Origin of the sequence: Actinomadura decatromicini (assembly GCF_008121305.1) — a bacterium.
GTDB lineage: Bacteria > Actinomycetota > Actinomycetes > Streptosporangiales > Streptosporangiaceae > Spirillospora > Spirillospora syzygii.
On the sequence record NZ_VSRQ01000002.1, the window covers coordinates 1,084,317 to 1,108,461 of the forward strand.

Annotated in this window: 23 protein-coding genes; 13 read left to right on the top strand and 10 right to left on the bottom strand. The window is 72.0% G+C overall.

The features are described 5' to 3' along the window. Positions 1 to 13 precede the first annotated feature (13 nt). Complete coding sequence (locus tag FXF68_RS12755; RefSeq protein ID WP_148759105.1) at positions 14 to 1,273, bottom strand: PucR family transcriptional regulator; 1,260 nt, start codon at positions 1,271 to 1,273, stop codon at positions 14 to 16. 341 nt (positions 1,274 to 1,614) lie between these two features. Between FXF68_RS12755 and FXF68_RS12760 the strand changes: the two genes are divergently transcribed. From FXF68_RS12760 to FXF68_RS12795, 8 genes are all read left to right on the top strand, one after another. Beyond that, entirely contained in the window at positions 1,615 to 2,508 is an 894-nt protein-coding gene (locus tag FXF68_RS12760; RefSeq protein WP_148759106.1) for an ABC transporter permease, read from the top strand. Continuing rightward, positions 2,505 to 3,380: an ABC transporter permease gene (locus FXF68_RS12765; RefSeq protein ID WP_187437881.1), complete on the top strand. Its 876-nt coding sequence runs from the start codon at positions 2,505 to 2,507 to the stop codon at positions 3,378 to 3,380. Before FXF68_RS12760 ends, FXF68_RS12765 begins: the two co-directional genes overlap by 4 nt. Beyond that, positions 3,377 to 4,540 carry an ABC transporter ATP-binding protein gene (locus FXF68_RS12770; RefSeq protein WP_148759108.1) on the top strand — a complete coding sequence of 388 codons (1,164 nt, stop codon included), beginning with the start codon at positions 3,377 to 3,379 and terminating at the stop codon, positions 4,538 to 4,540. The genes FXF68_RS12765 and FXF68_RS12770 overlap by 4 nt, the downstream gene beginning before the upstream one ends. A gap of 118 nt (positions 4,541 to 4,658) precedes the next feature. Further along, positions 4,659 to 5,411 carry an enoyl-CoA hydratase/isomerase family protein gene (locus FXF68_RS12775; protein WP_187437882.1) on the top strand — a complete coding sequence of 251 codons (753 nt, stop codon included), beginning with the start codon at positions 4,659 to 4,661 and terminating at the stop codon, positions 5,409 to 5,411. Next, entirely contained in the window at positions 5,411 to 7,555 is a 2,145-nt protein-coding gene (locus FXF68_RS12780) for an acetate--CoA ligase family protein (RefSeq protein WP_148759110.1), read from the top strand. Before FXF68_RS12775 ends, FXF68_RS12780 begins: the two co-directional genes overlap by 1 nt. Beyond that, positions 7,555 to 8,718, top strand: a complete 1,164-nt coding sequence (locus FXF68_RS12785; protein ID WP_148759111.1) for an acyl-CoA dehydrogenase family protein — start codon at positions 7,555 to 7,557, stop codon at positions 8,716 to 8,718. Before FXF68_RS12780 ends, FXF68_RS12785 begins: the two co-directional genes overlap by 1 nt. Positions 8,719 to 8,781: 63 nt before the next feature. Beyond that, positions 8,782 to 9,885 (top strand): ABC transporter substrate-binding protein, encoded by a 1,104-nt coding sequence (locus FXF68_RS12790; RefSeq protein WP_148759112.1) that lies wholly within the window; start codon positions 8,782 to 8,784, stop codon positions 9,883 to 9,885. Positions 9,886 to 9,925: 40 nt separating this feature from the next. After that, positions 9,926 to 10,741: an SDR family oxidoreductase gene (locus FXF68_RS12795; RefSeq protein ID WP_148759113.1), complete on the top strand. Its 816-nt coding sequence runs from the start codon at positions 9,926 to 9,928 to the stop codon at positions 10,739 to 10,741. Positions 10,742 to 10,744: 3 nt separating this feature from the next. On the opposite strand, the gene FXF68_RS12800 is transcribed toward FXF68_RS12795, so the two are convergent. From FXF68_RS12800 to FXF68_RS12835, 8 genes are all read right to left on the bottom strand, one after another. Further along, positions 10,745 to 11,290, bottom strand: coding sequence for a carboxymuconolactone decarboxylase family protein (locus tag FXF68_RS12800; protein WP_148759114.1), 546 nt, complete (start codon positions 11,288 to 11,290; stop codon positions 10,745 to 10,747). After that, positions 11,287 to 12,180: an MBL fold metallo-hydrolase gene (locus FXF68_RS12805; RefSeq protein WP_187437884.1), complete on the bottom strand. Its 894-nt coding sequence runs from the start codon at positions 12,178 to 12,180 to the stop codon at positions 11,287 to 11,289. The genes FXF68_RS12800 and FXF68_RS12805 overlap by 4 nt, the downstream gene beginning before the upstream one ends. A 13-nt stretch (positions 12,181 to 12,193) precedes the next feature. Continuing rightward, complete coding sequence (locus FXF68_RS12810; RefSeq protein ID WP_148759116.1) at positions 12,194 to 12,874, bottom strand: hypothetical protein; 681 nt, start codon at positions 12,872 to 12,874, stop codon at positions 12,194 to 12,196. Between the two features lie 180 nt (positions 12,875 to 13,054). Then, positions 13,055 to 13,618, bottom strand: a complete 564-nt coding sequence (locus tag FXF68_RS12815) for a snapalysin family zinc-dependent metalloprotease (RefSeq protein WP_148759117.1) — start codon at positions 13,616 to 13,618, stop codon at positions 13,055 to 13,057. Positions 13,619 to 13,651: 33 nt separating this feature from the next. Next, a complete protein-coding gene (locus tag FXF68_RS12820; protein ID WP_148759118.1) occupies positions 13,652 to 14,377 on the bottom strand; it encodes a S1 family peptidase in 726 nt (241 codons plus the stop codon). Positions 14,378 to 14,989: 612 nt separating this feature from the next. After that, entirely contained in the window at positions 14,990 to 15,835 is an 846-nt protein-coding gene (locus FXF68_RS12825; protein ID WP_148759119.1) for an alpha/beta fold hydrolase, read from the bottom strand. Further along, entirely contained in the window at positions 15,835 to 16,770 is a 936-nt protein-coding gene (locus FXF68_RS12830) for a VOC family protein (protein ID WP_148759120.1), read from the bottom strand. Before FXF68_RS12830 ends, FXF68_RS12825 begins: the two co-directional genes overlap by 1 nt. A 29-nt stretch (positions 16,771 to 16,799) precedes the next feature. Continuing rightward, a complete protein-coding gene (locus FXF68_RS12835; RefSeq protein ID WP_148759121.1) occupies positions 16,800 to 18,353 on the bottom strand; it encodes a bifunctional 3-(3-hydroxy-phenyl)propionate/3-hydroxycinnamic acid hydroxylase in 1,554 nt (517 codons plus the stop codon). Between the two features lie 183 nt (positions 18,354 to 18,536). Between FXF68_RS12835 and FXF68_RS12840 the strand changes: the two genes are divergently transcribed. Beyond that, positions 18,537 to 19,193 (top strand): TetR/AcrR family transcriptional regulator, encoded by a 657-nt coding sequence (locus FXF68_RS12840; RefSeq protein WP_222869903.1) that lies wholly within the window; start codon positions 18,537 to 18,539, stop codon positions 19,191 to 19,193. Here FXF68_RS12840 and FXF68_RS12845 read toward each other — a convergent pair. Further along, on the bottom strand, positions 19,190 to 19,963 hold the full coding sequence (locus FXF68_RS12845; RefSeq protein WP_148759123.1) for an IclR family transcriptional regulator: 774 nt from the start codon (positions 19,961 to 19,963) through the stop codon (positions 19,190 to 19,192). The two genes, FXF68_RS12840 and FXF68_RS12845, sit on opposite strands and share 4 nt — an antisense overlap. 78 nt (positions 19,964 to 20,041) lie before the next feature. Between FXF68_RS12845 and FXF68_RS12850 the strand changes: the two genes are divergently transcribed. From FXF68_RS12850 to FXF68_RS12865, 4 genes are read left to right on the top strand one after another with little or no spacing between them, the layout of a single operon-like run. Next, positions 20,042 to 21,166 carry a cupin domain-containing protein gene (locus FXF68_RS12850; RefSeq protein ID WP_148759124.1) on the top strand — a complete coding sequence of 375 codons (1,125 nt, stop codon included), beginning with the start codon at positions 20,042 to 20,044 and terminating at the stop codon, positions 21,164 to 21,166. Beyond that, positions 21,163 to 21,996, top strand: coding sequence for a fumarylacetoacetate hydrolase family protein (locus tag FXF68_RS12855; protein ID WP_148759125.1), 834 nt, complete (start codon positions 21,163 to 21,165; stop codon positions 21,994 to 21,996). Before FXF68_RS12850 ends, FXF68_RS12855 begins: the two co-directional genes overlap by 4 nt. Further along, positions 21,996 to 22,694, top strand: coding sequence for a maleylpyruvate isomerase family mycothiol-dependent enzyme (locus FXF68_RS12860; RefSeq protein ID WP_148759126.1), 699 nt, complete (start codon positions 21,996 to 21,998; stop codon positions 22,692 to 22,694). Before FXF68_RS12855 ends, FXF68_RS12860 begins: the two co-directional genes overlap by 1 nt. Before the next feature lie 23 nt (positions 22,695 to 22,717). Next, the gene (locus FXF68_RS12865; protein WP_148759127.1) at positions 22,718 to 23,953 is read left to right on the top strand and encodes an FAD-dependent oxidoreductase; all 1,236 of its coding nucleotides are present in this window, start codon (positions 22,718 to 22,720) and stop codon (positions 23,951 to 23,953) included. Positions 23,954 to 24,145: the final 192 nt, after the last annotated feature.

The following is a 24,145-nucleotide window of genomic DNA, read 5'->3' on the forward strand; positions in this document are numbered from 1 at the left end:
GCGCCCCGGAAGGTCAGGCGAACAGCCGGGCGCGCAGATCGGTCCGGGCCTCTTCCCGGTCGCGCCGCATCTGGACGGCGTCGAACGCCATCAGCGCGACATTGAGATCCCCGATGTCGGTGATGCGGCGCATATCCCGTCCGGTCAGCGTGGCGATCTGGCGCAGCCGATAGGCGACCGTGTTCGGATGGACGACGAGTTCTTCCGCCGTCCGCTGCAACGCCATATCGCAGGCGATGTAGACGCGGAGCGTGTCGAGCAGATGCGGTTTCTCGACGAGCTGCCCGATGCGCGTCTCGATGAGCCGCTTGGACACCCACCGGTTGTGCGCGAGCAGGACTTCGAGGATCACGTCGGTGCACTGCGTGACCTGGCCGCGCTGGTCGCGGTAGATGCTGATCTCCAGCGCGGACAGCGCCTGGCGGCAACTGTGCCCGGCGGCGGACAGGGTCGCGCCAGGCTCGCCCGCCGACACGAACAGCGACCGGCCCGGCTCGCCCTCAAGCATCTCGCTCAGCAGCGGCACGAGGCCGGGGCCCGGACGGTCGGTCGGCACCAGTGCCAGCAGCACGCCGCGCCGCTCGCGGATCAGGATCTCGCGGCGCGGGTCGTGCTTCCACAGCGCCTCCATGACCCGGCGGCGGATCCGCATCCACTGCTGCGCCGTCGGCACCGGATCGTGGTAGGCGGCCACCGCGCGGAACGGCTGGTGCGGGTTGATGTTGAGCATCCTGGCCTGGTCGTTGACCGTGCTCGCGTCGACCGCCGGGCCCGCGATCAGGCAGCTCAGCAGGTCGGTGCTGACCCGCGCCTGCCACCCTGCCAGCTCGTTGTAAGTGCTGGTGAAAGCCTCAAGTTCGTGGGTGCAGAGCACGTCGAACAGCTCACCGAGCCGTCCGAGGACGATGCGGATCTCGTCCATGCCTGACTCGGTGTGCGCCAGCACGTGGTCGGTCAGGACGCGCTCCAGCAGCCGCAGCCACTCGACCGCCTCGGCCACCGACCGGCCCTGCAAAGCGACCCGCGCGCCGCGGCCCGGCGGCAGCTCGGGCACCGGGGTGTTCCCGGCGAGCCCGTCGCCGCACAGCTCGATCACGCGCACCGCCATCTCGAACGCCTCGACGGGCGCCTGGCGGTCCACGGTGCCGGTTTCGGTCGTGCTCACGTACTGCCGGACGAACTCGTTCGCGATGGCGGTGGACGCCGACCTCAGATCGCGGGCAACGGCCGACAGGTGGCCGGCGAGCGCCGCGGACGTGTCGGATGATGCCATGATCACCTTCCCCGGACCGGGGCCGGGGAGACTCACGTCACGCTCCTGACCCAGGTCCGTGGAGGTGTATCACGCTATTTCGGCCCACGTCAACGGCGTTGTGCCGGGCCCCGCCCGCCGCTCCGGCCAGGCGAGCGGTAGTTCGGCGGGCCCTTCGGAGGCGTCCGATTCCTGGGCGACTGTGTGCCCCACACAGGCACCCCCAGGGACTTTTGTGACCCTGCCCCCATGACATTTGGCAGACCGTAAACGTTCACTGTGTCGACAACGGCACGGGCCGCGACGGCCCGGCACGGCAACCCGCCCTTCGAGGGCGCCCCGGAACGGAGGGACGGTGAATCGTGACGGCGCAGACCTCGGCGACGCGTCCGCCACCCGCCGCTGACATCCGCCCGCCGGCGGCGCGGCGGCGGACCTGGCGGCCGGGATTCGTCACCGCGGCGCTCGGCCTGCCGGTCGCGTTCATGGCGATCGTCTACGCCTATCCGGTCGGCGCGATGCTGCTGAAAAGCGTCACCGAGCCGAAGGCGGGATTCGGGAATTTCACCGAGGCGGCGACCGACCGCACGATGTGGCACGTCCTCTGGATCACCGTCCGGATGTCCGCCGAAGTCGCGGTGCTGACCGTTCTGCTCGGATTCCCGGTCGCGTATTTTCTCGCCCGGACGTCCAAACGCAAAGCGCGGTTCCTCGTGCTTCTCGTCGTCATTCCGTTCTGGACGAGCATTCTCGTGCGCTCGTTCGCGTGGATCGTCCTGCTCGGCGACAACGGCCTCGTGACGAAGATCCTGGAACCGCTGACCGGTGACGGGCAGGGCATGCTCTACAGCGAGAGCGCCGTGATCATCGCGATGACGCACATTCTGCTGCCGTTCCCCATTCTCATCATCAAGGGGACGCTGGACCAGATCGACGCCTCGCTGCCGCGCGCCGCGCGGTCCCTCGGCGCCGGGCCGGTCCGCGCGTTCGCGCACGTGTACCTGCCGCTGGCCGTCCCGGCGATCGTGAGCAGCGGGATGCTGGTGTTCGTCATCGCGCTCGGCTTCTACGTGACGCCCGCGCTGGTCGGCGGGCCGAAGCAGAGCACGATCGCGGTCGTGATCGCGGAGGCCGTCCAGGTGAACTTCGACTGGGGGATGGCCGCGACGCTCGCCACCCTGCTCCTGATCCTGGCCACCGCGCTGACCATGATCGTGCGGCGGCTGACCAAGGTGAAGGGGCTGGTGACGCTGTGAGCACCCTCGCGACGGCGCCCGCGCGCCCGAAGCCTCCCCCGGGGAGGCGGCGCGGGAGGCGGAGCCCCGCGACCAAGACGGAGCGCGCGCTCGGCTGGGCGCTGCGCGGCCTGGTCGCGCTGATCCTCGCCTTCCTGGTGATCCCGATCCTGATCGTCGTCCTGGAGTCCTTCAACAGCGTCGACTACCTGTCGTTCCCGCTGGAGGGCTGGTCGCTGACCCACTACCGGCAGTTCTTCGCCGACTCGGCGTGGGTGGACGCGACGCTGCTCAGCGCGCGGATCGCGCTGCTGGCGGCGGCGATCGCGACCGTCGTCGGGACGGCGGCGGCCTGGGGCCTCGCCCGCAGCCCGGCCCGCGGCAAGGGCCTCGTGTTCGCGCTGATGTACTCGCCGCTGGTGATCCCGATCATCGTCCTGGCGATGAGCTACTACTTCACGTTCGCCGACTTCCGCGTCATCGGGCACTGGCAGGTGATCGCGGTCGCCTACTCGGTGATGGGCGTCCCGTACGTCCTGGTGGCGGTGTCGAGCGCGCTCCAGCAGTTCGACTCCGAGCTGGAGAACGCGGCGCGGACGCTCGGCGCCTCGCTGCCGAAGACCCTGCTGCGGATCACGCTGCCGTCGCTGACGTCGGCCATCTCCGCGGGCGCGCTGTTCGCGTTCGTGATCGCCTTCGACGAGGCGGTGATCATCCTCTTCGTGTCCGGCACCGGGTCGGTCACGCTGCCGCGCAAGCTGTGGGACAGCGTGCGCTACGACCTCACGCCCACGCTCGCGGTCGCCGGGACGATCCTCATCGCCGTCTGCGTCGGGCTGTTCCTCCTGTCCGAGTTGATCAAGATCCTCCGTGAACGGCGGGAGCGCCGATGAGCGAGCAAGCAAGCGCCGGCGTCGGCGCGCCGGTGACCGACGAGCGCCCGGTGCGGCCGGACCCGCCCGCCGCCGCCGAAGACCAGGTGGTGTTCTCCGGGATCCACAAGTGGTACGGGGACGCGCCCGCCGTCCACGACTTCAACCTCGCGATCCGCAAGGGCGAGTTCGTGACGCTGCTCGGGCCGTCCGGGTCGGGCAAGACGACGAGCCTGCGCATCCTCGCCGGGCTGGAGTCGGCGACCGCCGGGGAGGTGTACCTCGCCGGACGGGCCGTCACCGACGACGTCCCCGAGAAGCGCAACATCGGCCTCGTCTTCCAGAACTACGCGCTGTTCCCGCACATGACCGTCGCGCAGAACATCGCGTTCCCGCTGAAGATGCGGCGGATGAAGAAGGCGGACGCGGCCCGCGAGATCGACCGCGTCCTCACGATGACGCAGCTCACCGAGTTCCGGGACCGCTACCCGCGGCAGCTCTCCGGCGGGCAGCAGCAGCGCGTCGCGCTCGCCCGCGCGTTCGTGTTCGACCCGAGCGTCCTGCTGATGGACGAGCCGCTCGGCGCCCTCGACCGCAACCTCCGCGACCACATGCGGCTGGAGTTGAAGGCGCTGCAACAGCGGATCGGCGCGACCGTCCTGTACGTCACCCACGATCAGGACGAGGCGCTCGCCCTCTCCGACCGGATCGGCGTCATGCACCGGGGCGTCCTCCAGCAGACCGCGCCGCCGCACGAGCTGTACGAGGCGCCGGTGAACTCGTTCGTCGCGAAGTTCCTCGGCAAGTCGATCTGCCTGCCCGCCAGGCGGGTGGAGAAGGGCGCGCGCACCGTCCTGGAGGTGTCCGGGGTGGACGGGCGGGTCCTGGTCGAGGCGGGCAACGACTGCTCGGCCGCCGACGACGCCGAGTTCATGATCCGTCCGGAGCGGCTGCGGATCTCCGCGGAGCGCCCGGACGCGGCCGACCGCAACGCGGCGCGCTGCACGGTCGCGGCGCACGTCTACCTCGGTCCGCAGATCGAGGTCCACCTGCGCACCGCCGAGGGCGCCGAACTGGAGGCGATGGTGCCCGCGGAGCTGCGCGCCGACTTCGAGGTCGGCTCACCGCACTGGCTGAGCTGGGGCCCGGGCGACTGCCGCTTCCTCCCCCGCGTCGACTGACGGCTTCTCTCGATCTCTCTCCATACCGCCTCCCGCCACGACCTCTGTTCGGCATGCCTGCACTCGCACGGAAGGGCAAGCGATGAATTCACCGGCACTGACGTGCTGTACGTGGCACATGGACGGCGACGTCGGTGTGCTGACGCTGAACCGCCCGGACCGGCTCAACGCGATCTCCAACCGGGACATCGACGAGCTGGACCGGGTGATCATGCGGGCGGGCAAGGACCCCGCCGTCCGCGCCGTGGTGATCACCGGGGCCGGACGCGGCTTCTGCTCCGGCGCGGACGTCAAGGAGTGGGCGGCCCGCGCCGACGCCGACGAGGAGTCCTGGCCCGCGAAGATGCACCGGACGATCGCGCGCCTCTACTGGCTGCCGAAGCCGGTGGTCGCGGCCGTGAACGGCGTCGCCGCCGGGTCCGGGTTCGACATCGCGCTCACCGCCGACATGCGGATCGCGTCGGAGGCGGCCCGGTTCGGCCAGGTCTACGCGCAGCGCGGGATCTGCCCGGACGCGGGCGGCTCCTACCTGCTGCCGCGCGTCGTCGGGGAGGCCCGCGCCGCCGAGCTGATCTACACCGGCCGCATCATCGACGCGGACGAGGCGCTGCGGATCGGCGTGGTGAGCGAGGTCGTCCCGCCGGAGAAGCTGATGGACCGCGCGCTGGAGCAGGCGGCGGTGTTCGCCGCCGGGCCGACCGTCGCGATCGGCATCGCGAAGCAGAACATCCGGATGGGGCACACCATCGGGATCGAGGAGGCGCTCCGCAACGAGCAGCGCGGCGGGCACGCCTGCGTCCACACCGAGGACATGGCCGAGGGCCTCCGCGCCGCCGTCGAGAAGCGCCGCCCCGTCTTCAAGGGCCGCTGATGAAGAGGCATCCGCTAGATCGCCTGTTCCGACCCGAGAGTGTGGCGGTGGTCGGGGCGTCGCCGAAGGGCGGGTACGGGCTGCGGATTCTGCGGAACATGCGCGGAGTCGGGTTCGAGGGACGCCTCTACGTCGTCAACCCCGGCCGGACGGAGGTCGGCGGCGTCCGCGCGTACCCGTCGCTGGGCGACCTGCCGGAGGCGCCCGACGCGGTGGCGGCGGCGATCCCGGCGGCGGGCGTCCCGGCACTGGCGGCCGAGGCCGTGCGGGTCGGCGCGGGCTCGATGGTCGTCTACGGCGCCGGGTTTGCCGAGCGCGACGACGCGGGCCGCGCCCTCCAAGCCGAGCTGGTCGCCGCCGCGGACGGCCGCCTCCCGCTGATCGGCCCGAACTGCCTGGGCGCCGTCAGCTACCGGGGCCGCGCCGCGCTCTGGGGCATCGAGATGCCCTACGTCCACGCGGGCGCCGACGGGACGGTGGCGCTCGCGGCGCAGAGCGGGAACATGGCGCTGACGACGATGCTGTCCGGACGTCTCCCCGCCGTCGCCTACGCCGTGTCAGCGGGGAACCAAGCGGTGCTCGACCTGGCGGACTGCCTGGAGTACTTCCTCACCGACCCCGGCGTCCGCGTCGTCTGCCTCGTCATGGAGGGGCTCGCGGACCTCGCCCGGTTCCGCGTCCTCGCGGAGCGGGCGGCAGAGCGCGACGTCGCGGTGATCGTCCTCAAGGTGGGCCGGTCGGCGGGCGGCGAGGCCGCGACCGTCGCGCACACCGGGACGCTCGCCGGACGGGACGCCTCCTACGAGGCCCTGTTCCGGCAGACCGGCGTCTACCGGGTCGACGACCTGGACGAGATGGTCGCGCTGTGCTCGCTGCTCGCCGTCCCGAACCGGCCGCGCGGCACCGCGATCGGGTTCTTCGCCAGCTCCGGCGGCGAGTGCGGGCTGACCGCCGACGTCGCGGACGCGGCGGGCGTCCGGCTCGCCGACCTGGACGAGGCCGCCGAGTCCGCGCTGGCCGCCGCCGTGCCGCCGTACCAGCGGCCGCGCAACCCGATGGACCTCGGCGCGTCCGCGTGGGGCGACCGGGACTCCTACTACGCCGCCGCCCGCGCGATGGGCGAGTGCCCGGCGGTCGACGTCGTCGCGTTCTCCGGCGACGCCCCGACGCACTCCGATCCGCTGGACGAGTTCGGCTGGCCGGAGATGATGGGCGGCGCGGGCGACGCGGCGGCGGAGCTGGACGTCCCGGTCGTGCTGATGACCATGACCACCGATGTGACGCCCGAGCTGGGCGAGCTGGCGCGCCGGAACGGGGTGGTGCTGCTCGCGGGGGCGCGCCCCGCGCTGCGCGCGATCGCGCTCGCCGGGAGGCCGCGCCCGTCCGTCCGCGCGGAGGAGGCGGACCCGACCGATTCGGCCACGCGGCGGAGCGCCGCCGAGCTGCTGGACGGACGGACGGGCGCTCTGACCGAGACCGAGTCCAAGCGGCTGCTGGCCCTGTACGGGGTGGCGTCGCCGGACGGGGAGGTCGCGTCCGACGCCGACTCCGCCGTGGCGATCGCGGACCGGCTCGGCTACCCGGTCGTGGGCAAGCTCCACGCCCCGGGCGTCGCCCACAAGTCCGACATAGGCGGCGTGGAGGTCGGTCTCGCCGACGCTACGGCGGTGCGCGAGGCGTTCCACCGGATCATGCGCCGCGCCGCCGCCGCGCTCGACGGCCTCGACGGCGGCCCGCCGCCCGGCGTGCTCGTGGAGCGGATGGCGGGGCCGGGCGTCGAGCTGATCGTCGGCGGCCGCAACGACACGGCCGGGTCGCTGGTCGTGCTCGGCGCGGGCGGCGTCCTGACCGAGCTGCTGGACGACGCGGCAAGCCTGCTCTGGCCGTTCGGCCGCGACGACGTCCACGCCGCGCTGTCGCGGCTCCGCGTGAACGCCCTGCTCGGCGGCCACCGGGGCGGCCCGCCCGCCGACGTGGAGGCGCTCGCGGACGCCGCCCTGCGCGTCGGCCGCCTGCTGTCCGACCACCCCGAGATCGCCGAGATCGACGTCAACCCGCTGCTGTGCCGTCCGAAGGGCGAGGGCTGCCTCGCGCTCGACGCGCTCATCGTCGCGGACCCGGCAAGGAAAGGAGGAGCGTCCTGATGGACTTCGCGATCCCGGACCATCTCGTCGAGTTCCGCGAGACGGTCCGCAGGTTCACCGAGACCGAGCTGATCCCGCACGAGGACTACGTGGAGGAGCACGACGCGCTTCCGGAGGACGTCGAACGGCGCATCCGGGAACGCGCACTCGCCATCGGGCTGAACTCGATGGGCATGCCCGAGGAGGTCGGCGGGGGAGGGATGGACGTCCTCGGCCAGGTCCTCGTCACGGAGGAGCTGTTCCGTGCGCTCGGCGGCGTCGCCGAATGCGTCCCGACGACGCCGAGCGTCATGCTGGCCTGCAACGACGAGCAGCGCGAGCGGTTCCTGATCCCGTGCGTGCGCGGCGACATCCAGTGGTGCTTCGCGCTGACCGAGCCGGACACCGGGTCGGACGCCGCCGGGATCCGCACCCGGGCCGCGCTCCGCGACGACGGCTCGTGGGTGATCAACGGGCGGAAGCGGTTCATCAGCCACGGCGACACGGCCGACTTCGCGATCGTCTTCGCGCTCACCCACCCCGACCGCGAGCGGAACCGCATCACCGCGTTCCTCGTCGAGAAGGGCACGCCGGGGTTCGGCGTCGGGCAGCTCCACAAGACGATGGGGCACCGCGGCTACCGGCAGGCGGAGCTGGTCTTCGACGACTGCGCCGTCCCGGCCGCGAACGTGCTCGGCGAGCCGGGACGCGGTTTCGGCCTCGGCCACGGCGCGCTCAGCGCCGGACGGATCATGACCGCCGCCCGCTGCCTCGGCCCGATGGCCCGGCTGATCGACGACGGTCTGGAATGGGCGAAGCAGCGCGTCCAGTTCGGCAAGCCCATCGCGGACTACCAGGCCATCCAGTTCATGCTGGCCGACTGCGCCACCGACCTGCACGCCTCCCGCCTCATGACGTACGAGGCGGCGTGGGCGGCCGACCAGGGGCAGCCGCCGAAGACGGTGCACGCCAAGGCGTCCACGGCGAAGCTGTTCGCCAGCGAGGCGCTCGGCCGGGTCGCGGACCGCGTCCTGCAGATCTTCGGCGGCACCGGCTACATGAACGAGACCTACGTCGAACGCGCCTACCGCAACGCCAGGATCGAGCGGATCTGGGAGGGCACCTCCGAGATCCAGCGCATCATCATCGCCCGCAACCTGCTCAAACGAGGAATGTTCCGCTGACTCCCGCCTCGGCCAGGTCACCACCCACCCCCCGGAATCGCGCCAGCAACGAAGGAACGAATCATGAACATTCCCGGCACCTCGCACGGTCCCGCACTGTCCCGCAGGAACCTGCTGCGCGGCGGCGCCCTGCTCGCCGGCGGCATCGCCGCCGCGCCGCTGCTGTCCGCCTGCGGCGGCTCCGGCGGCGGGGGCGGCGGCGGCAAGAAGGTCGTCGTCGCCGACTGGGGCGGCGCGCTCGTCGAGGCGGAGAAGAAGTACATCTTCGAGCCGTTCAGCAAGGAGACCGGCATCGAGGTCGTCGTCGCCGGGCCGCCGACGCCCGCCAAGATCAAGGCGATGGTCGAGACCGGCAACATCGAATGGGACCTCATCGCGGGCGGCCCGAGCACCGTCCTGCCGATCGGGCGCAAGTACTTCGAGACGCTGCCCGACAAGCTGCTCAACATCCCCGGCGTCGACAAGTCCTACGTCGACCCGAACTGGCTCACCTACTACCTCTTCTCGATCGTCCTGGCGTGGAACACGTCGGTGGTCGGCAGCGGGAAGAAGCTGGAGAGCTGGGCCGACTTCTGGGACACCGAGAAGTTCCCCGGACGGCGCTCGCTGCGCGGCGCCGACAACGGCGTCCCGCCGGACATGGAGTTCGCGGTCCTCGCGGACGGCGTCGACATGAAGTCGGTCTACCCGATCGACGTCGACCGCGCGTTCCGCAGTTTCGACAAGCTCAAGTCGCACGTGCCGCAGTGGTGGACGTCCGGCGCCCAGCCCGGCCAGATGCTGGTCAGCAAGCAGGTCGGCGCGTCGAGCATCTTCTCCGGCCGCATCGGCGAGCTGAAGCAGAAGGGCGCGCCGCTCGACTTCACGTGGAACGGCGGCATGTTCCAGCTGGCCGCCTGGTCGGTCGTGAAGGGCGCGCCGAACAAGGAGAACGCCTTCAAGCTGATGGAGTTCTCCGTCCGTCCGGACATCCAGGCGAGCGTCTGGAGCAAGTACCCGAACGGCCCGTCGAACGCCAAGGCGCTCGACCTGATGGACAAGGAATTCGCGAAGACGCTGCCCTCCCACCCGCAGAACGTGGAGGTGCAGTTCCTCCAGGACGCCGACTGGTGGGGCAAGAACCGCGACACCGTGCTCAAGCGCTTCCAGGAGTTCTCGAAGTCCTGACCGCGCTTGTGCGCACCGGCCCGCACCAAGGGAGAACGCAGTGGAATCATTGGCAGGCCGCGCCTACCTCGTCACCGGAGGCGGCACCGGCATCGGCGCGGCCACCGCCCGCCGCCTCGCCGCGCTCGGCGCGTCGGTGACCGTGGTCGGGCGCCGCGGCGAACCCTTGGACGCGGTCGTCGCGGACGTGGAGCGCCAGGGCGGGCACGCCCTGGCGCACCCCGCCGACGTCCGCGACCCGGCCGCCGTCGAGGCGGCGGCCGACGCGGCGCTCGCCCGGTTCGGGCGGCTCGACGGCCTCGTCAACAATGCGGCCGGGAACTTCGTCGCGCCCGCCGAGCGGCTGTCCGCGAACGGCTGGCGCGCGGTCGTCGACATCGTCCTCAACGGGACGTGGAACTGCACGTCCGCCGTCGCCCGCCGGATGATCGAGGCGGGCACCCCCGGCGCGATCGTCAGCGTGATCGCCACCTACGCCTGGACGGGCCACCCCGGCACCGTGCACAGCGCGGCGGCGAAGGCGGGCGTCGTCGCCATGACCCGGACGCTCGCCGTCGAATGGGCGCGCTACGGGATCCGGCTGAACTGCGTCGCGCCGGGGCCGACCGAGACGGAGGGCGCGGGCGCGGCGCTGTGGGCGGACGACGCCGACCGCGAGCGCGTCCTCGCGTCCGTCCCGCTGAACCGGTTCGCGAGCGCCCCCGAGGTCGGGGACCTCGTCGGGCTGCTGCTGAGCGACCGCGCCGGTTACGTCACCGGCTCGATCCTCACCGCGGACGGCGGGCAGTCGCTCGGCACGCAGATCTACGGCCCGCCGATCGCGGACGCCGCCGCCCCGACGGCGTCCGCGCAATAGCTTCTAGGAGGGGAAGCCGGGGAGGCCGGGCTCGGGCGGGACGCCGAGCGTGTTCAGCGTGGTGGCGACCGTCCAGTACCGGCCGACGACGGCGATCAGGTCGATGAGCTGGGCGCGGTCGTAGGTCCCGGCGAGTTCCGCCCAGGTGGCGTCGGCCAGGTTGCCGTCGTCGTGCAGCTCGTCCACGGCGCGGAGGAGGGTCGCCTCGAACGGCGTCCAGCCCTCCGCGCCGGGGCCGCGCGTCACACGTTCGATCTCGTCCGGGGTGACCCCGGCGGCGGCGCTCATCCGCACGTGCTGCCCGAAGGCGTACTCGCAGCGGCGGCGCCAGACGACCCGCAGAATGGCGAGTTCGCGGTCGCGCGCGGGGAGCGGCGATTCGTTGAGCAGGTAATGCTGGAGCGGACGCTGCGCCTTCATCAGGCCGGGGCTGTGCGCCCAGGTGCGGGAGACGTGCGCGGTTCCCGTCCATCCGTCCGGGCCGAACGCCTCGCGTTCCAGGCGGTGGTAGGCGTCGATGTCCAGCGGGGCTATGCGCGGCTCGGTCATTCCTTTTCCTGAAGGTCGTCGCGGGCAACTGTCTTGATCTTGCCGCCGGGGTCGCGGCCGACCTGGACGGCGGTCGGAATGGGGAAGTGCGGCGCGAGGACGATCGCCGCGGTGTCGGCGGCGAGCGCCGCGATCTTCTCCCGGCTGCGCACCGACTCGGACGGCTCCTCGTCGACGGACGGCAGCCAGCAATGGTGCTCGACATGCGCCGGATGGTGCGCCAGGTCTCCGGCGAGGATCGCGGTGTCGGGGCCGTCCGCGACGACGACCGACACGTGTCCGGGCGTATGGCCGTGGGTGCGCACTATTCGCATTTCCTCGGAGAGGGCGAGGTCCCCGTCGAAGAGGTGGAGCCGTCCTGCGTTCTCGACGGCGCGCAGGCGGGCGCGCACCTTGTCGGCCATTCCATTGTTGAAGGGGATGGCCTTGACGTCGTCGCCCGTCCAGTAGGCGGCCTCGCGTTCGTGGACGTGGACGGTCGCGTTCGGGAATGTCAGCGAGCCCTCGTCGTCCCGGATCAGCCAGCCGCAATGGTCGGCGTGCAGATGGGTCTGCACTATCTGGTCGACGTCGGCGGGGGAGATGCCGAGCGCGGCGAGGCCGTCCAGGAATCTCCCGGCGCCCGCGAGGCCCGGGATCTCGTGCGCGCGGTGGCCCCAGCCCGCGTCGACCAGCGTGACGTGGCCGTCGCCGGTGACGACGAACCCGCCGAACGTCACGGGGAACGGGGTGTCCGGGTCGTCGACGCCGACGACCGGCATCCATTCCGACGGCTCGGCCCCGGTGAACCAGAAGCGGCGCGGCCCGGTGGCCACGCCGTCGCTGAGATGCGATATCCGCGTCCGGCCGACCGCATAGGTCGCCGGAGAGGCCGCCGGAGGAACTGCCATTTCGCGCTCCATTTCAGGACGCCCGCCGGAACTTGACCCGCCACCGCACCTGGCGTTCCTCCCAGGCGCGCGGGCCGGGCGTCAGCGGTTCTCCGGACGGCGGTTTCGGCTCGGGGTCGTCCGCCTCGTAGACGGCGTTGTACCGGGGGGAGCCGGGCGCGGGGTGAATGAACTCGTGCCACAGCCGGAAACGCGAACCCCGGTCATAGCCGAAACGAGGAAGGATCTCGGGGAGATGGACGCCGGTATAGAAATCGTCGAACTCCGCGATCTCGGCGGCGGTCGCGTCCGCGGCGGGATCCATCCCGATCATCGACATCCGGCCGGGGTCGACGTCGGCCGCGCCGACCGAACCCGTGTTCTCCCAGATCATCCGCCAGACGGCGGTGGCGCGCTGCCAGGCGCCCGGCCCTTGCGTGTAAACGGGACGCTCGCGCTTCAGGAAATCGCGGGCCGACTGCTCGTCGCCGATCCCGTAGACGGCCAGCCAATGGGGGACGCCCTCGTCGTCCACCGGATCGACGGCCTCATATCGCGCGGCGCTCACGAAGCCCTCGTTGAAACGGACCACCTCGGCGAGATGGACCGAGTCGTAGAAGTCGGCGAGCGCGCGGAGTTCGGCCTCCGGCTCGCCCGGTTCGGCCCGCAGTCCCACGGCCAGGAAGAACGGGCAACTGAACGGCTGACTCCCCATGAAGCGCTTACCTCCGCGTCCGGGACCATCCGAAATGAATCATGCACTCCATAGCATGTCAGATCGGTGATCGGCCCCGCGCGGCCGGGGTCGGCGATACCGCCCCCGGAAATGCCGAGGCCCCACCGCGGACACGGCGATGACGGTGTGTCCGCGATGGGGCCTGGGGTGAACGACCCGTTAGAAGACGAAGCAGTCCGCGTACTGGGCCTGCTTGGCGGCGAGCGCCACCGGGGTGCGGCCGCCCGCGTTCCGCCGGACCTGGTCGGCCTCGGTCTGGTGCGGGGCGGTGACCTGGCAGGACGTCGGCGAGCTGTGGCCCGACATCAGGTAGTCACAGCGGCCGTTGCGGTTGTCGGGCAGGCCGAGGGCGTGCCCGAGCTCGTGCGCGGCGATCCGCGGCGGGTAGAACCCGTCCTGGACGGCCTGGCGGCCCATGACGATGTCGGCGCGGCCGAAGCCCTGCATGTAGGTGCGGGGCCAGCCGTTGTCGGCGGTGATCCTGATGGTGGCCTGGCCGGCGGTCGTCGCGGGCTTGAGCTCGATGATCGGCACGGCCTTGTTCCACGCGGCGGCGCCTTCGTCCATGGCCGCCTTGAACTCCTGGGACTGGCTGGCGTCGTAGTAGATCGTGCGGACCGCGACGGGAGCGGCGGCCGACGCCGGAGCGGTGGAGACGGTGGGGACCAGCAAGGCCACACCGAAGGCGACCGACAGCGCCGCCATGATCTTACGGAAGGACATTCGGTAACTCCTCTGGTGCGAGGACGCGGGGGGTCAGCGGCCGATCTGCTGGTTGATCCAGTTCAGGTACGGCGCGATACCGGTGTAGAGGGTGGTGGTGGCGCACTCGCCGCGGTTGTCGCCGGGGCCGTGGGTCTCGCCCACGAGCGTCCAGTTGCCGCTGCTGCCGGTGACCGCGGGGCCGCCGGAGTCGCCGTGGCAGGCGGACCGGCCCTGGCCGCCGGAGACGCACACGTCGTTCGACGTGCCGCCGCCCGCGGAGCAGTTGCTGCTCGGGAGGATCGTGAGGTCGATCTCCTGGAGGTAGCTGGCCTGCTGGCAGCTCGGCCAGCTCATGCAGCCGAAGCCGAGCAGCCGCACCGGGGTGTTCGCGGCGGGGTTGGACTGCGCCATCTTCACCGGGGTGGACTTGGCCGGGGAGCTGAGGTGCATCATCGTGAGGTCGGTGCCGGGGTTGGTGACGCGCCGGTCGATCTGCGCGACCTCGCCGCCGGAGCTCTTGTTGTTCGAGCCGATGCGGCCCGAGGACGCGGAGCCGCAGTGGTTGGCGGTGATGAGCCACTGGGGCGCGACGAGGCTGCCGCCGCAGCCGTTGCTCAGCGCGATCATCCAGGGGTAGGTCTCGGTGGCGTTGTGGCCACCGATGATCGGCTGCTGGCCGCCCCCGCTGTCGGGGCCGGCCGCGTTGGCGGCGGACGCACCGCTCAGCGCGAGGGCGACCGCACAGGCGGCCACCGTCGCTCGCATCAGCTTGCGCATGGTGATTCTCCAATCGGCGGTTCGTTCCGGGGAGGTGCTCCCGCCACGCGATCGGAGCGGGGTGGCGCGGTCCCGGAACGGCGGGTTCGCTCGGGGCCGCGGAGCCTGTCTCCGCGTCCCGGACGTGGCCTGGATTCCTCGCGACCGCCGACGGCGCGAATGGTCGGGCATGGCGTTGCCGGGCCATGCGAGTCCGGTTTGGCGAGGGGACTGCAACTCTCAATGGCGATTCCGTCGCGGCGTGTCGACCCGGGAGCTGGGAGCCGGTCGCGAAGTGCCCACCCGAGAACCGGGAAGTTGCCCACCTGGGCCTTCGTCGACGATGCGGTGTCGATCTCCGCCGGCGAGACGTGCTCGCCCTGACAATTTCCCGGCGGACGGCACGGGAATCCGGTTGCGAGAATGGCGCCAGGGAACGGCATAATGGAGCAACGCCTGCACAGGGCGCTGCGCTGCTCCATTAATTCTCTCGCGGTTGCCACAACTACGGGAGGGTAGTCGAGCGATCCGGGCCTTTACCACCGGGTGAATCAACTAGATGTTCAATGTTGATTTCAATCAGCGCTGAAACCGTTACGGTGCGTGATAAAGGCCCGTTGACGTGGGATTTCGTCAGGCGTGCCGGACGAAGTCGGCGACCAGCCGGTTGAATTCGTCGGCGTGCTCGATCATCGCCCAGTGCCCGCACCGGTTGAGGAGGACCAGGCGGCTGTCGGGGATCGCGGCGAGCAGCCGGAGCGAGTTCTCGAACGGCACGACCCGGTCGTCCCGGCCGTGGATCAGCAGCGTCGGGACGGCGATCCCGGGCAGCAGCTCGGGCTTCACCCAGACCGGCAGCGGCGCGCCGCCGGGCAGCCCGTCGACGTAGTTGCGCAGGTGCTCGGGACGGGCCAGCGCCGCGTCCGACCTGGCCTGGCACAGCTCGGGGGTGGCGAAGCGGGCCTTGTCGAAGCACATGATCTCGACGAGCCGCCGCATGTTCTCCGGGCTCGCGTCGCGGTACGCCTCGATGAGCACCTTGAGACCCTCGGACGGCCCGTCGCCGGGCGCGAAGAGCGACGGCGCCCGGCCGACCGGCGGGCCCATCGTGACGAGGTGCGTGATCCGGTCGGGGTGCTCGGTGGCGAGGCGGAGCGAGGTCTGCCCGCCCATCGAGTTGCCGACGAACGCGGCCTTGTCGATGCCGAGCGCGTCCAGGAACTGGACGGCGGCCTCGACGTGGTCGAGCCGGTCGACGGTCACGGCGTCCGAGTCGCCCCAGCCGGGCATGTCCACCGCGTACACGTGGAAGTGCTCGGCGAGCGCCTCGATGTTCCCGGCGAAATTGCTCCAGCCGGTCGCGCCCGGACCGCTTCCGTGGAGAAGGACGACGGGATGCCCTTCGCCCGCCTCGTAATAGCGGAGGTTCCATTCCTTGGTCCGGACGGTCCGCGCCGCCTCGGCCTGGGTGAGCGTCATCAGCGGGCGTCCTCTCCGGGGGCGGGGCTGGCCTTGGCGAGCAGGGAGGCGACGGCCTCCGGCGGGCGGTGGCCCCAGCTGTGCAGCCGGTCCAGGGTCTTGACCTGCCATGTCTCGTCGTCCACGAGCAGGCCGCCCCAGCCGTACTCCACGCTGAACCCGGACGGCGTTTGCACGTAGAAGCTGAACATGTGGTCGTTCGGGTGCATGCCGAGGGTCATCTCGAACGGCTGCCCGGCGTCCATGCAGCGGTCGTAGGCGGTGCCGACGTCGCGGATGTCGGTGACCTCGACCATGAAATGGTGCGTCCGCTTCGGGTGCGGCATGTCGCCGAACGCCACGGAATGGTGGCGCGGGTTGCAGCGCAGGAAGATGAGGTCCGCGACGACGCCGGGCGCCAGTTCCTCCACGATGATGTCGGAGATGCGGAATCCGAGGAGCCCCTCGTAGAACTCCAGATAGGTCTCGCGGGCGACGCCCTTGGACAGCAGAACCTGATGCCCAGCGCCGCCGGAGCCGGTGACGAACTCGCCGAGCAGCACGTCGGAATGGAACGGGCTCTCGGCGTCGGCGAATCCGGTGACCAGCTCGATCCGGTTGCCCATCGGGTCGGCGGTCACGAGGATCCGGTCGACCTTGCGGGACGCGGCGAGCGCCGCGTCGCCCTCGGTCGCCGCGACGCCCGCCGCCGCGAGCCGGGCGGCGATCGCGTCGAGGGCGGCGCCGTCCGCCACCTCGTAGCCGCTCGCCACCAGGTCGTCGGCGGGGCCGCGCCGGACGAGCCAGCGGTACGCCTTCTCGTCCGTCCGCAGGGCGAGCGTGTCGGTGTCCTTACCCGCGAGCTGCATGCCCAGCAAGTCGACCGCGAAGTGCTCCCAGTCGGCGAGGTCGCTCGCCTCGTACACGACGTAGGCCAGCTCGTTGACTCCGGTCATCACGTTCCTTCCCTCGTGGGCACGGGCGTTCAGGCGGGCAGGTCGGGGACGGCGAGGCCGGACACGTCCGCCGCCGCGACGAACCGGTCCGGGCGCACCGCGACCGCGCGGGCCCCGTACCGCGCGAGCCACGGCAGCAGCGTCTCGGCGAGGTCGACCAGCTCGTCCGGGCCGCGCGTGTAGGCGGCGCGCGGGCGGACCGCCACGTAGCGGGCGCCGAGCGCGTCCCAGCCCGCCTTCTCCTCCGGGGTGAGCAGGTCGGCCGGGTCGACGTCCGCGCCGAGGAGGACGAAGCCGTCCCCGAGGAGGTCGTCGAGCCGCGCCATGCGGCCCGCGACGTCCCCGGCGATGGGCTGCGGGACCATGCGGCCGACGACGCTCGCGTCCCCGACCGGCCCGCGGATCCAGCCCGCGTCGAGCACCGGCGGCGCGGTCAGCGGCGGCTCGAACGGCGTGACGGTGTGCTCCGGCACGCGGTTCATCTCCTCGATCTCGGCGGGCGTCGCCTCCTGCTTGATGACGCGGCCGAGCTGGACGGCGAGCCCGGTGTAGAACGCGGCGTTCGGGCGCCGCTCGGCCTCGTAGGTGTCGAGCCAGCCCTCGTCCAGCTCGCCCCTGAGGACGCGGGCGAGCTTCCAGCCGAGGTTGTGGACGTCCCGCATGCCCGTCTGCATCCCGGCCCCGGCCCACGGCGGCATGAGGTGCGCGGCGTCCCCGGCGAGGAACACGCGCCCGGCGCGCCAGGTGTCGGCCATCCGGGTGTGGTGGCGGTAGAACGCCCACTGGTGGATGGAGACGTCGTCCGGGGTGACGCCGAGCGCCTTGAGCAGCGGCCAGACGTCGTTCTCGGAGGCGAAGTCGGCCTCGGTCTCGCCCGGCTTGAGCGGGATCTCCCAGCGGTGGTTCCCGGCGGACAGCGCGATGTCGACGACCGGGCGCTCCCGGTCGGACCAGAAGGTGAGGACGTCCCGGTCCGGCCACCAGCGCTTGACCCGGCAGTCGATGACGATCCACTGCACGTCGATCGTGTCGCCGAGCAGCTTCGCCCCGATCATGCTCCGGGTGGCGGAGCCGCCGCCGTCCGCGCCGATCAGGTAGCGGGCGCGGGTGGCGCGCGTCTCGCCGGTCACGACGTCGGTCGTCGTCACGGTGACGCCGTCGTCGTCCTGGTCGAGGCCGGTGACCTCGACACCCGTGCGCACGTCGATCAGGTCGCCGTGGTCGGCGGCGCAGGCGCGCAGCTCCGCCTCCATCACCGGCTGGTAGATGTTGTAGAAGCGGGGCCGGCGGCCGAGCGAGGACGGCGGGTGCTCGACCCGCATGATCTCGGTCCCGTCGTAGGTCACCCAGCGCAGCGCCCGCTGCGGCTCGATCACCTTCTCGACGCGCTCGTCGACGCCGAGGCTCTGGAAGATCCGCATCGTCCAGTCGTTGACGGTGACGGCGCGGGCGCGCGGGTAGATCGCCGCGTCCCGCTCGAACGCGACGACCCGGACGCCGTGCCGGGCGAGGGTGAGCGCGGCGGTCACGCCGGTGGGGCCGTAGCCGGCGATCGCGACGTCGGCGTCGAACTGCTGGGTCATGCGGACTCCGGAATGACGTGCCGGTCGGAACAAGTATTGTACCGATCGTTCGGTACGATCGTGACCACCCTCACATGGCGGCCAGGTGGCCGTCCATGGAATTCCGCTGTGCAGAACGGCAGGTGGGCGGGATGTCGCGGAGCCGGGACGGGACGGGCCAGAGGGGTGCCTATGCTTCAACGGGTGGACAGCGAGAAGACCGGCAACCGCCGTGGCCGCAGGTCCCGGGACGAGATCCTGGACGTCGCCTCGCGGGTCATGGCGGAGCGCGGATACGCCGCGACGTCCCTGTCCGTGCTGAGCCGGGAGAGCGGGCTCCCGAAGAGCGTCGTCTACCACCACTTCCAGTCGAAGGCCGGGCTGCTCTCGGCGGTCATGGCGCGCGGCGCGTACGAGTTCTACGCGGCGATGCGCGAGGCGCAGGCGGACGGCCCGGAGGGCGACACCCCGCTGGAGCGCCTGACCTGGTACCTCCTGCGCACCGGGGAGGTCTTCCAGGCGCGTACCGACTTCCTGCGCCTGCACCTGCTGCTGGTGATGAGCGCCGAGGCGGCCGAGGCCGAGGTGGACGCCCTCATCGAGCAGGTCAGGCGGGACGGCCGCGCGCACATGAACACGATGATCGCCGCGTCCTTCGCGGCCGCGGGCGCGGAGATCGCCCAGGCCGTCGCGGACGAGCTGGACTACTTCGCCATCGCCGGGTTCGACGGCGCCTTCGTCGCGATGCAGGCCGAGCCGGAGCGCGGCATCGCCGCCCCGATGCGGCTGCTCGCCGAGGCCGTGGCCGCGCTCGGCGAGGCGCGCGTCGCCAGGCTGCGCGCCTCCGCGGGCATCGCCTAGGTCGTCTGGAGATTCCGTTCGAGCGCGGACGCCGCCGTCCGGAGTGTCGCGACCAGCCTGGGCAGCCGCTCCTTCTCGTACCGGATGCTCGGCATGGACACCGACAGGCCCGCGACCGCCGTGCCGTCCGGGTCGCGCACCGGGACGCCGACCGCGACGAGGCCGCGCTCGGAGCGCCCGTCGTTGACCGCGAACCCGTTGCGCCGGACGCGCGCCAGCTCAGCCTTGAGGTCGGCGAGGACGGGACGGTCGCCCGCCGCCGCGTCCCGCCGCGTGTCGCGGTAGAGGTCGTCCAGCTCGTCCGGCGGGAGTTCGGCGAGCAGCAGGAGACCGCCGGTCGTGCGGTGCGCGTGGAACACCATGCCCTCGCGCGACCCGACCCGCACCGCCTGCGACGACTCCACGCTCGCGATGAAGCGGACGGTGTCGCCCGTCCGGACGGCGAGGTTCGCGGACTCGTCCAGCAGGTCGACCAGCCGCCGCAGGTGCGGCAGCGCCGCCGCCCGCAGCCGCGACGCCGCCGACTGCGAGTGCGCCGCCAGTTCGAGAACGGGCCCGACCCGGTAGGAACGGTCCTGCTGCTGGACGGCGAAGTCGCGGTAGACGAGCATCGCCAGCAGCCGGTGCGCGGTGGACCCGGCGACGCCGAGCCGTCCGGCCACCTCGGTGACCGTCATCGGGCCCTCCAACTGGAGCATCGCGGCGATGCGGAGGGCGTTGTCGACGCTCGCCACCGCGTACGGCGGCGGGGTCTTCAGCGGCTTGTCCACGCGGCTCCTCCCCGCAGGGCGGTTCTGTAAGGCAGAATGTCCTTTTCCGTCTTGCGTAATTCAGGTCATGGTACGTGTATGGCCACCATCCCCGACGACACCCCGGTCCGGCTCCGGGCCGCCGACGCGCCGGACCAGCCGGCCGTCACGCCCGCCCTGGAGGACCTCTACCGGGGGTTCGAGCGCGAGCTGCTCGTCCCGCTGTGGACGGAGATCGGCGACCTGATGCCGCGGCGGCCGCGGTCGCGGGCCGTCCCGCACCTGTGGAAGTGGCGGAACCTGCTGGAGCTGGCCGCGCGGGCGGGCGAGCTGGTGCCGGTCGGGCGCGGCGGGGAGCGGCGCGCGATCGCGCTCGCCAACCCGGGCCTCGGCGGGCGGCCGTTCGCGACGCCGACGCTGTGGGCGGCGATCCAGTACCTGATGCCGGGCGAGGACGCGCCCGAGCACCGCCACACCCAGCACGCCTTCCGCTTCGTCGTCGAGGGCTCCGGCGTGTGGACGGTCGTGAACGGCGACCCCGTCCCGATGAACCGGGGCGACTTCCTGCCCCAGGCGGGCTGGAACTGGCACGCCCACCACAACGCCGCCGCCGAGCCGATGGCGTGGATCGACGGGCTCGACATCCCGTTCCAGTACGCGACCGACGCCCAGTTCTTCGAGTTCGGCCGCGACCAGATCTCCGCGGACGAGCACGCCACGCCGGAGCGCTCCCGCTCCGAGCGGCTGTGGGGACATGCCGGGCTGCGCCCGCTCGGGGCGCCCGCCGGGACCGGCACCCCGCTGCTGCGCTACCCGTGGGAGGTCACCGACCGCGCCCTCGCCGACCAGCTCGACTCCGGCGGGACGGTCGAGCCCGGCCACGCGGCGGTGCGCTGCACCGACCCCGCGACGGGCGGGGACGTCCTGCCGACCGTGCGCGCCGAGTTCCACCGCGTCGTGCGGGGCGCGGAGACCGCGCCCGTCCGGGAGACCGGCTCGTCGGTCTACACGGTGTTCGACGGGTCGGGCACCGTGACCGTCGGCGACACGACCTGGACGGTCTCCCGAGGCGACCTCTTCGTCGTGCCGTCGTGGGAGCCGTTCTCCGCCACGTCCGAGGCGGGGCCGTCCGACTCCGACTCCGGCAGCCTCGACCTCTTCCGTTTCAGCGACGCGCCCATCTTCGAGGCGCTGCGTCTCGACCGCCGTGAGGAAACCCGATGAAGCTGGCCACCGTCCGCACGTCCGAGGGCACCCGCGCCGTGAAGGCGGAGGGCGACGGGCTGATCGACCTCGGCTCGACCGACGTGGGCGCGTTCCTCGCGGGCCCCGACTGGCGGGACCGGGCGGCGGACGCGACCGGCCCCGTCCGCCCGACGGAGGGCGCGGACTTCGCGCCCCTCGTCCCGCGTCCGTCCAAGGTGGTGTGCGTCGGCCTCAACTACCGCAACCACATCCTGGAGATGGGACGCGACCTGCCGAGCCACCCGACCCTCTTCGCCAAGTTCGCGGACAGCCTGATCGGCGCGGGCGACGACATCGTCCGGCCGGGCGAGACGGCGGAGTTCGACTGGGAGGCGGAGCTGGCGGTCGTGATCGGCGCGCAGGTCCGGCGGGCCACCACGGCGGAGGCCGAGCGGGCGATCGCCGGGTTCACCGTCCTCAACGACGTCACGTGCCGCGACTGGCAGTTCCGCACCCGAGAATGGCTCCAGGGCAAGGCGTGGGACTCGACCACGCCCGTGGGCCCGTACGTCGTGACGCCGGACGAGCTGCCCGGCGGCGTCCGTCCCGCCCTGGACATTTCGCTGACCGTCGATGGCGAGCGGATGCAGTCCGACACGACCGGCGACCTGCTCTTCGACCCGGTCGCGCTGGTGGAGTACGTCTCGACGATCGTCCGGCTGAACCCGGGCGACCTGATCGCCACCGGCACGCCGGGCGGCGTCGGGCACGCCCGCGACCCGAAGCGCTACCTGCTCGGCGGCGAGACGGTCGTGACCGAGATCCAGGGCATCGGGCGCCTGGTCAACCGCGTCGTCAAGGACGCCTGATGGACGGCAGGACGCTCGCCGACACCCGCCGCTGGACGTCCCTCGGCACCCGCCTGTTCCTTAACGCCGCCACGGGCCTGGACGAGTCCGCGTTCGCGGCGCCGAGCCCGCTGCCCGGCTGGACGCGCAAGCACGTCGCCGCCCATGTCGCCGCCAACGCCGAGGGCCTCGGCAACCTCCTCCACTGGGCGGCCACGGGCGAGCCGACGCCGATGTACGCCTCGCTGGAGGAGCGGAAGGCCGGGATCGAGCGCGGCGCGGTCCTGGGCCACACCGAGCTGGTCGGCTGGCTGCGGAACTCGGCCATGGAGCTGGACGCGGCGATGTCCGCGCTCACTCCCGAGCAGTGGGCGCACGAGGTCGTCACCGCACAGGGGCGCACCGTCCCCGCGACGGAGGTGCCGTGGATGCGCGCCCGCGAGGTCTGCGTCCACGCCGTGGACCTGGACGCCGGGGTCGGGTTCGCCGACCTCCCGGCGGCCTTCCTCACCGCGCTGTGCGAGGACGCGGCCGGCAAGCGCCGCACCCGTCCCGGGCCCTGGGTCGTCCTGACGGCGACCGACTCCGGCGACCGCTGGGAGCTGCCCGGCGACGGCGCGCCCGCGCACGTCTCCGCCCGGCTGCCCGACGTCGCCGCCTACCTCACCGGACGCGCCGCCGCACTGCCGGGCGCGCCCACGCTCCCCGACTGGCTGTAGAAGCTGGAGAAACGGAACCCTCGATGTCCCAGAGCGACCCCGACGCGATCCCCGACGCGATCATCGTCGGCGGCGGAATCGGCGGCCTCGGCGCGGCCCTCGCGCTCGCCCGCAAGGGGCTGCGCGCCCGCGTGCTGGAGCAGGCGTCCACGTTCGGCGAGGTCGGGGCCGGGCTCCAGATCGCCCCGAACTGCACGCGGATCCTCGCCGAGTACGGCCTGCTGGACGAGGCCCGCGAGCTGGGCGTCGCCCCCGCCGACATGATCATGTTCGACGCGCTGGACGCGTCCGAGCTGACCAGGCTCGACCTCCGCGACCTCGAACGCCGCTACGGCTTCCCCTACCTCGTCATGCACCGCAGCGACCTGCACGCGCTGCTGCTCCGGGGCTGCGAGCGGGCGGGCGTCGAGCTGGTCACCGACAGCCGCGTCGACGGGCTCGCCGGGGACGGGACGGGCGTCATCCGCGCGGACGGCGGGGTCGAGCGCGCGGACGTGGTGATCGCCGCCGACGGCCTGCACTCGGTCGCGCGGGCGTCGTTCGTCGGGGACGCGCCGGTCAGCTCGTCGTACGTCGCCTACCGGGGCGCGATGCCGATCGAGGACGTGCGCGGCAACGACGTCCACGAGGACGCCGTCGTGGTGTACGTCGGGCCGCGCTGCCACTTCGTCCAGTACGCGCTTCGCGGCGGCTCGATGTTCAACCAGGTCGCCGTGTTCGAGTCGCCCCGGGCCAAGGCGGGGCAGGCCGACTGGGGCCTCCCCGACGAGCTGGACCAAGCCTTTGAGGGCGCGTGCGAGCAGGTCCAGCGCGGCATCCCGCTGATGTGGCGGGACCGCTTCTGGCGGATGTTCGACCGCGACCCGATCGACCGCTGGGTGTTCGGCCGCGTCGCGTTGCTCGGCGACGCCGCGCACCCGCCGCTCCAGTACCTCGCGCAGGGCGCGGTCATGGCGATCGAGGACGGCTGGGTGCTCGCCGAGCACGCCGCCCGCAACCGGTCCGCGTCCGGGGCCGTCGACTGGGACGCCGCCCTCGCGGCCTACCAGGCGGTCCGTCCCGAGCACTGCCGCCGCGTGCAGACCACGGCCCGCGACTGGGGCGACCTCTGGCACCTCGACGGGCCGCGCCGCGACCGGCGCAACGCGCTGCTCCGCGACCGCGACGTCCGCGACTACTCGTTCGTCGACTGGCTCTACGGGCCGACCGCCCTGGAGCCGGGCCAGGAACCGGAGATGTTCAAGCCGATCCCGCTCTAGATGGGGCCGCGCGGCGGCTCGCCGCCTGCGCAACCCATATTTCCTATTGACTTGATAGGGAATCTTCAGCAGAGTGTCTGATGTGTACCACCACGTCCTTGCTGTCGTGATCCTGCTCGTCGCGCGGCTGCACGTCGACCTCCGGTTGCAGGCCAGCGCCCTCTGTCCACGCTGAGAACCCGGTGACCTCAC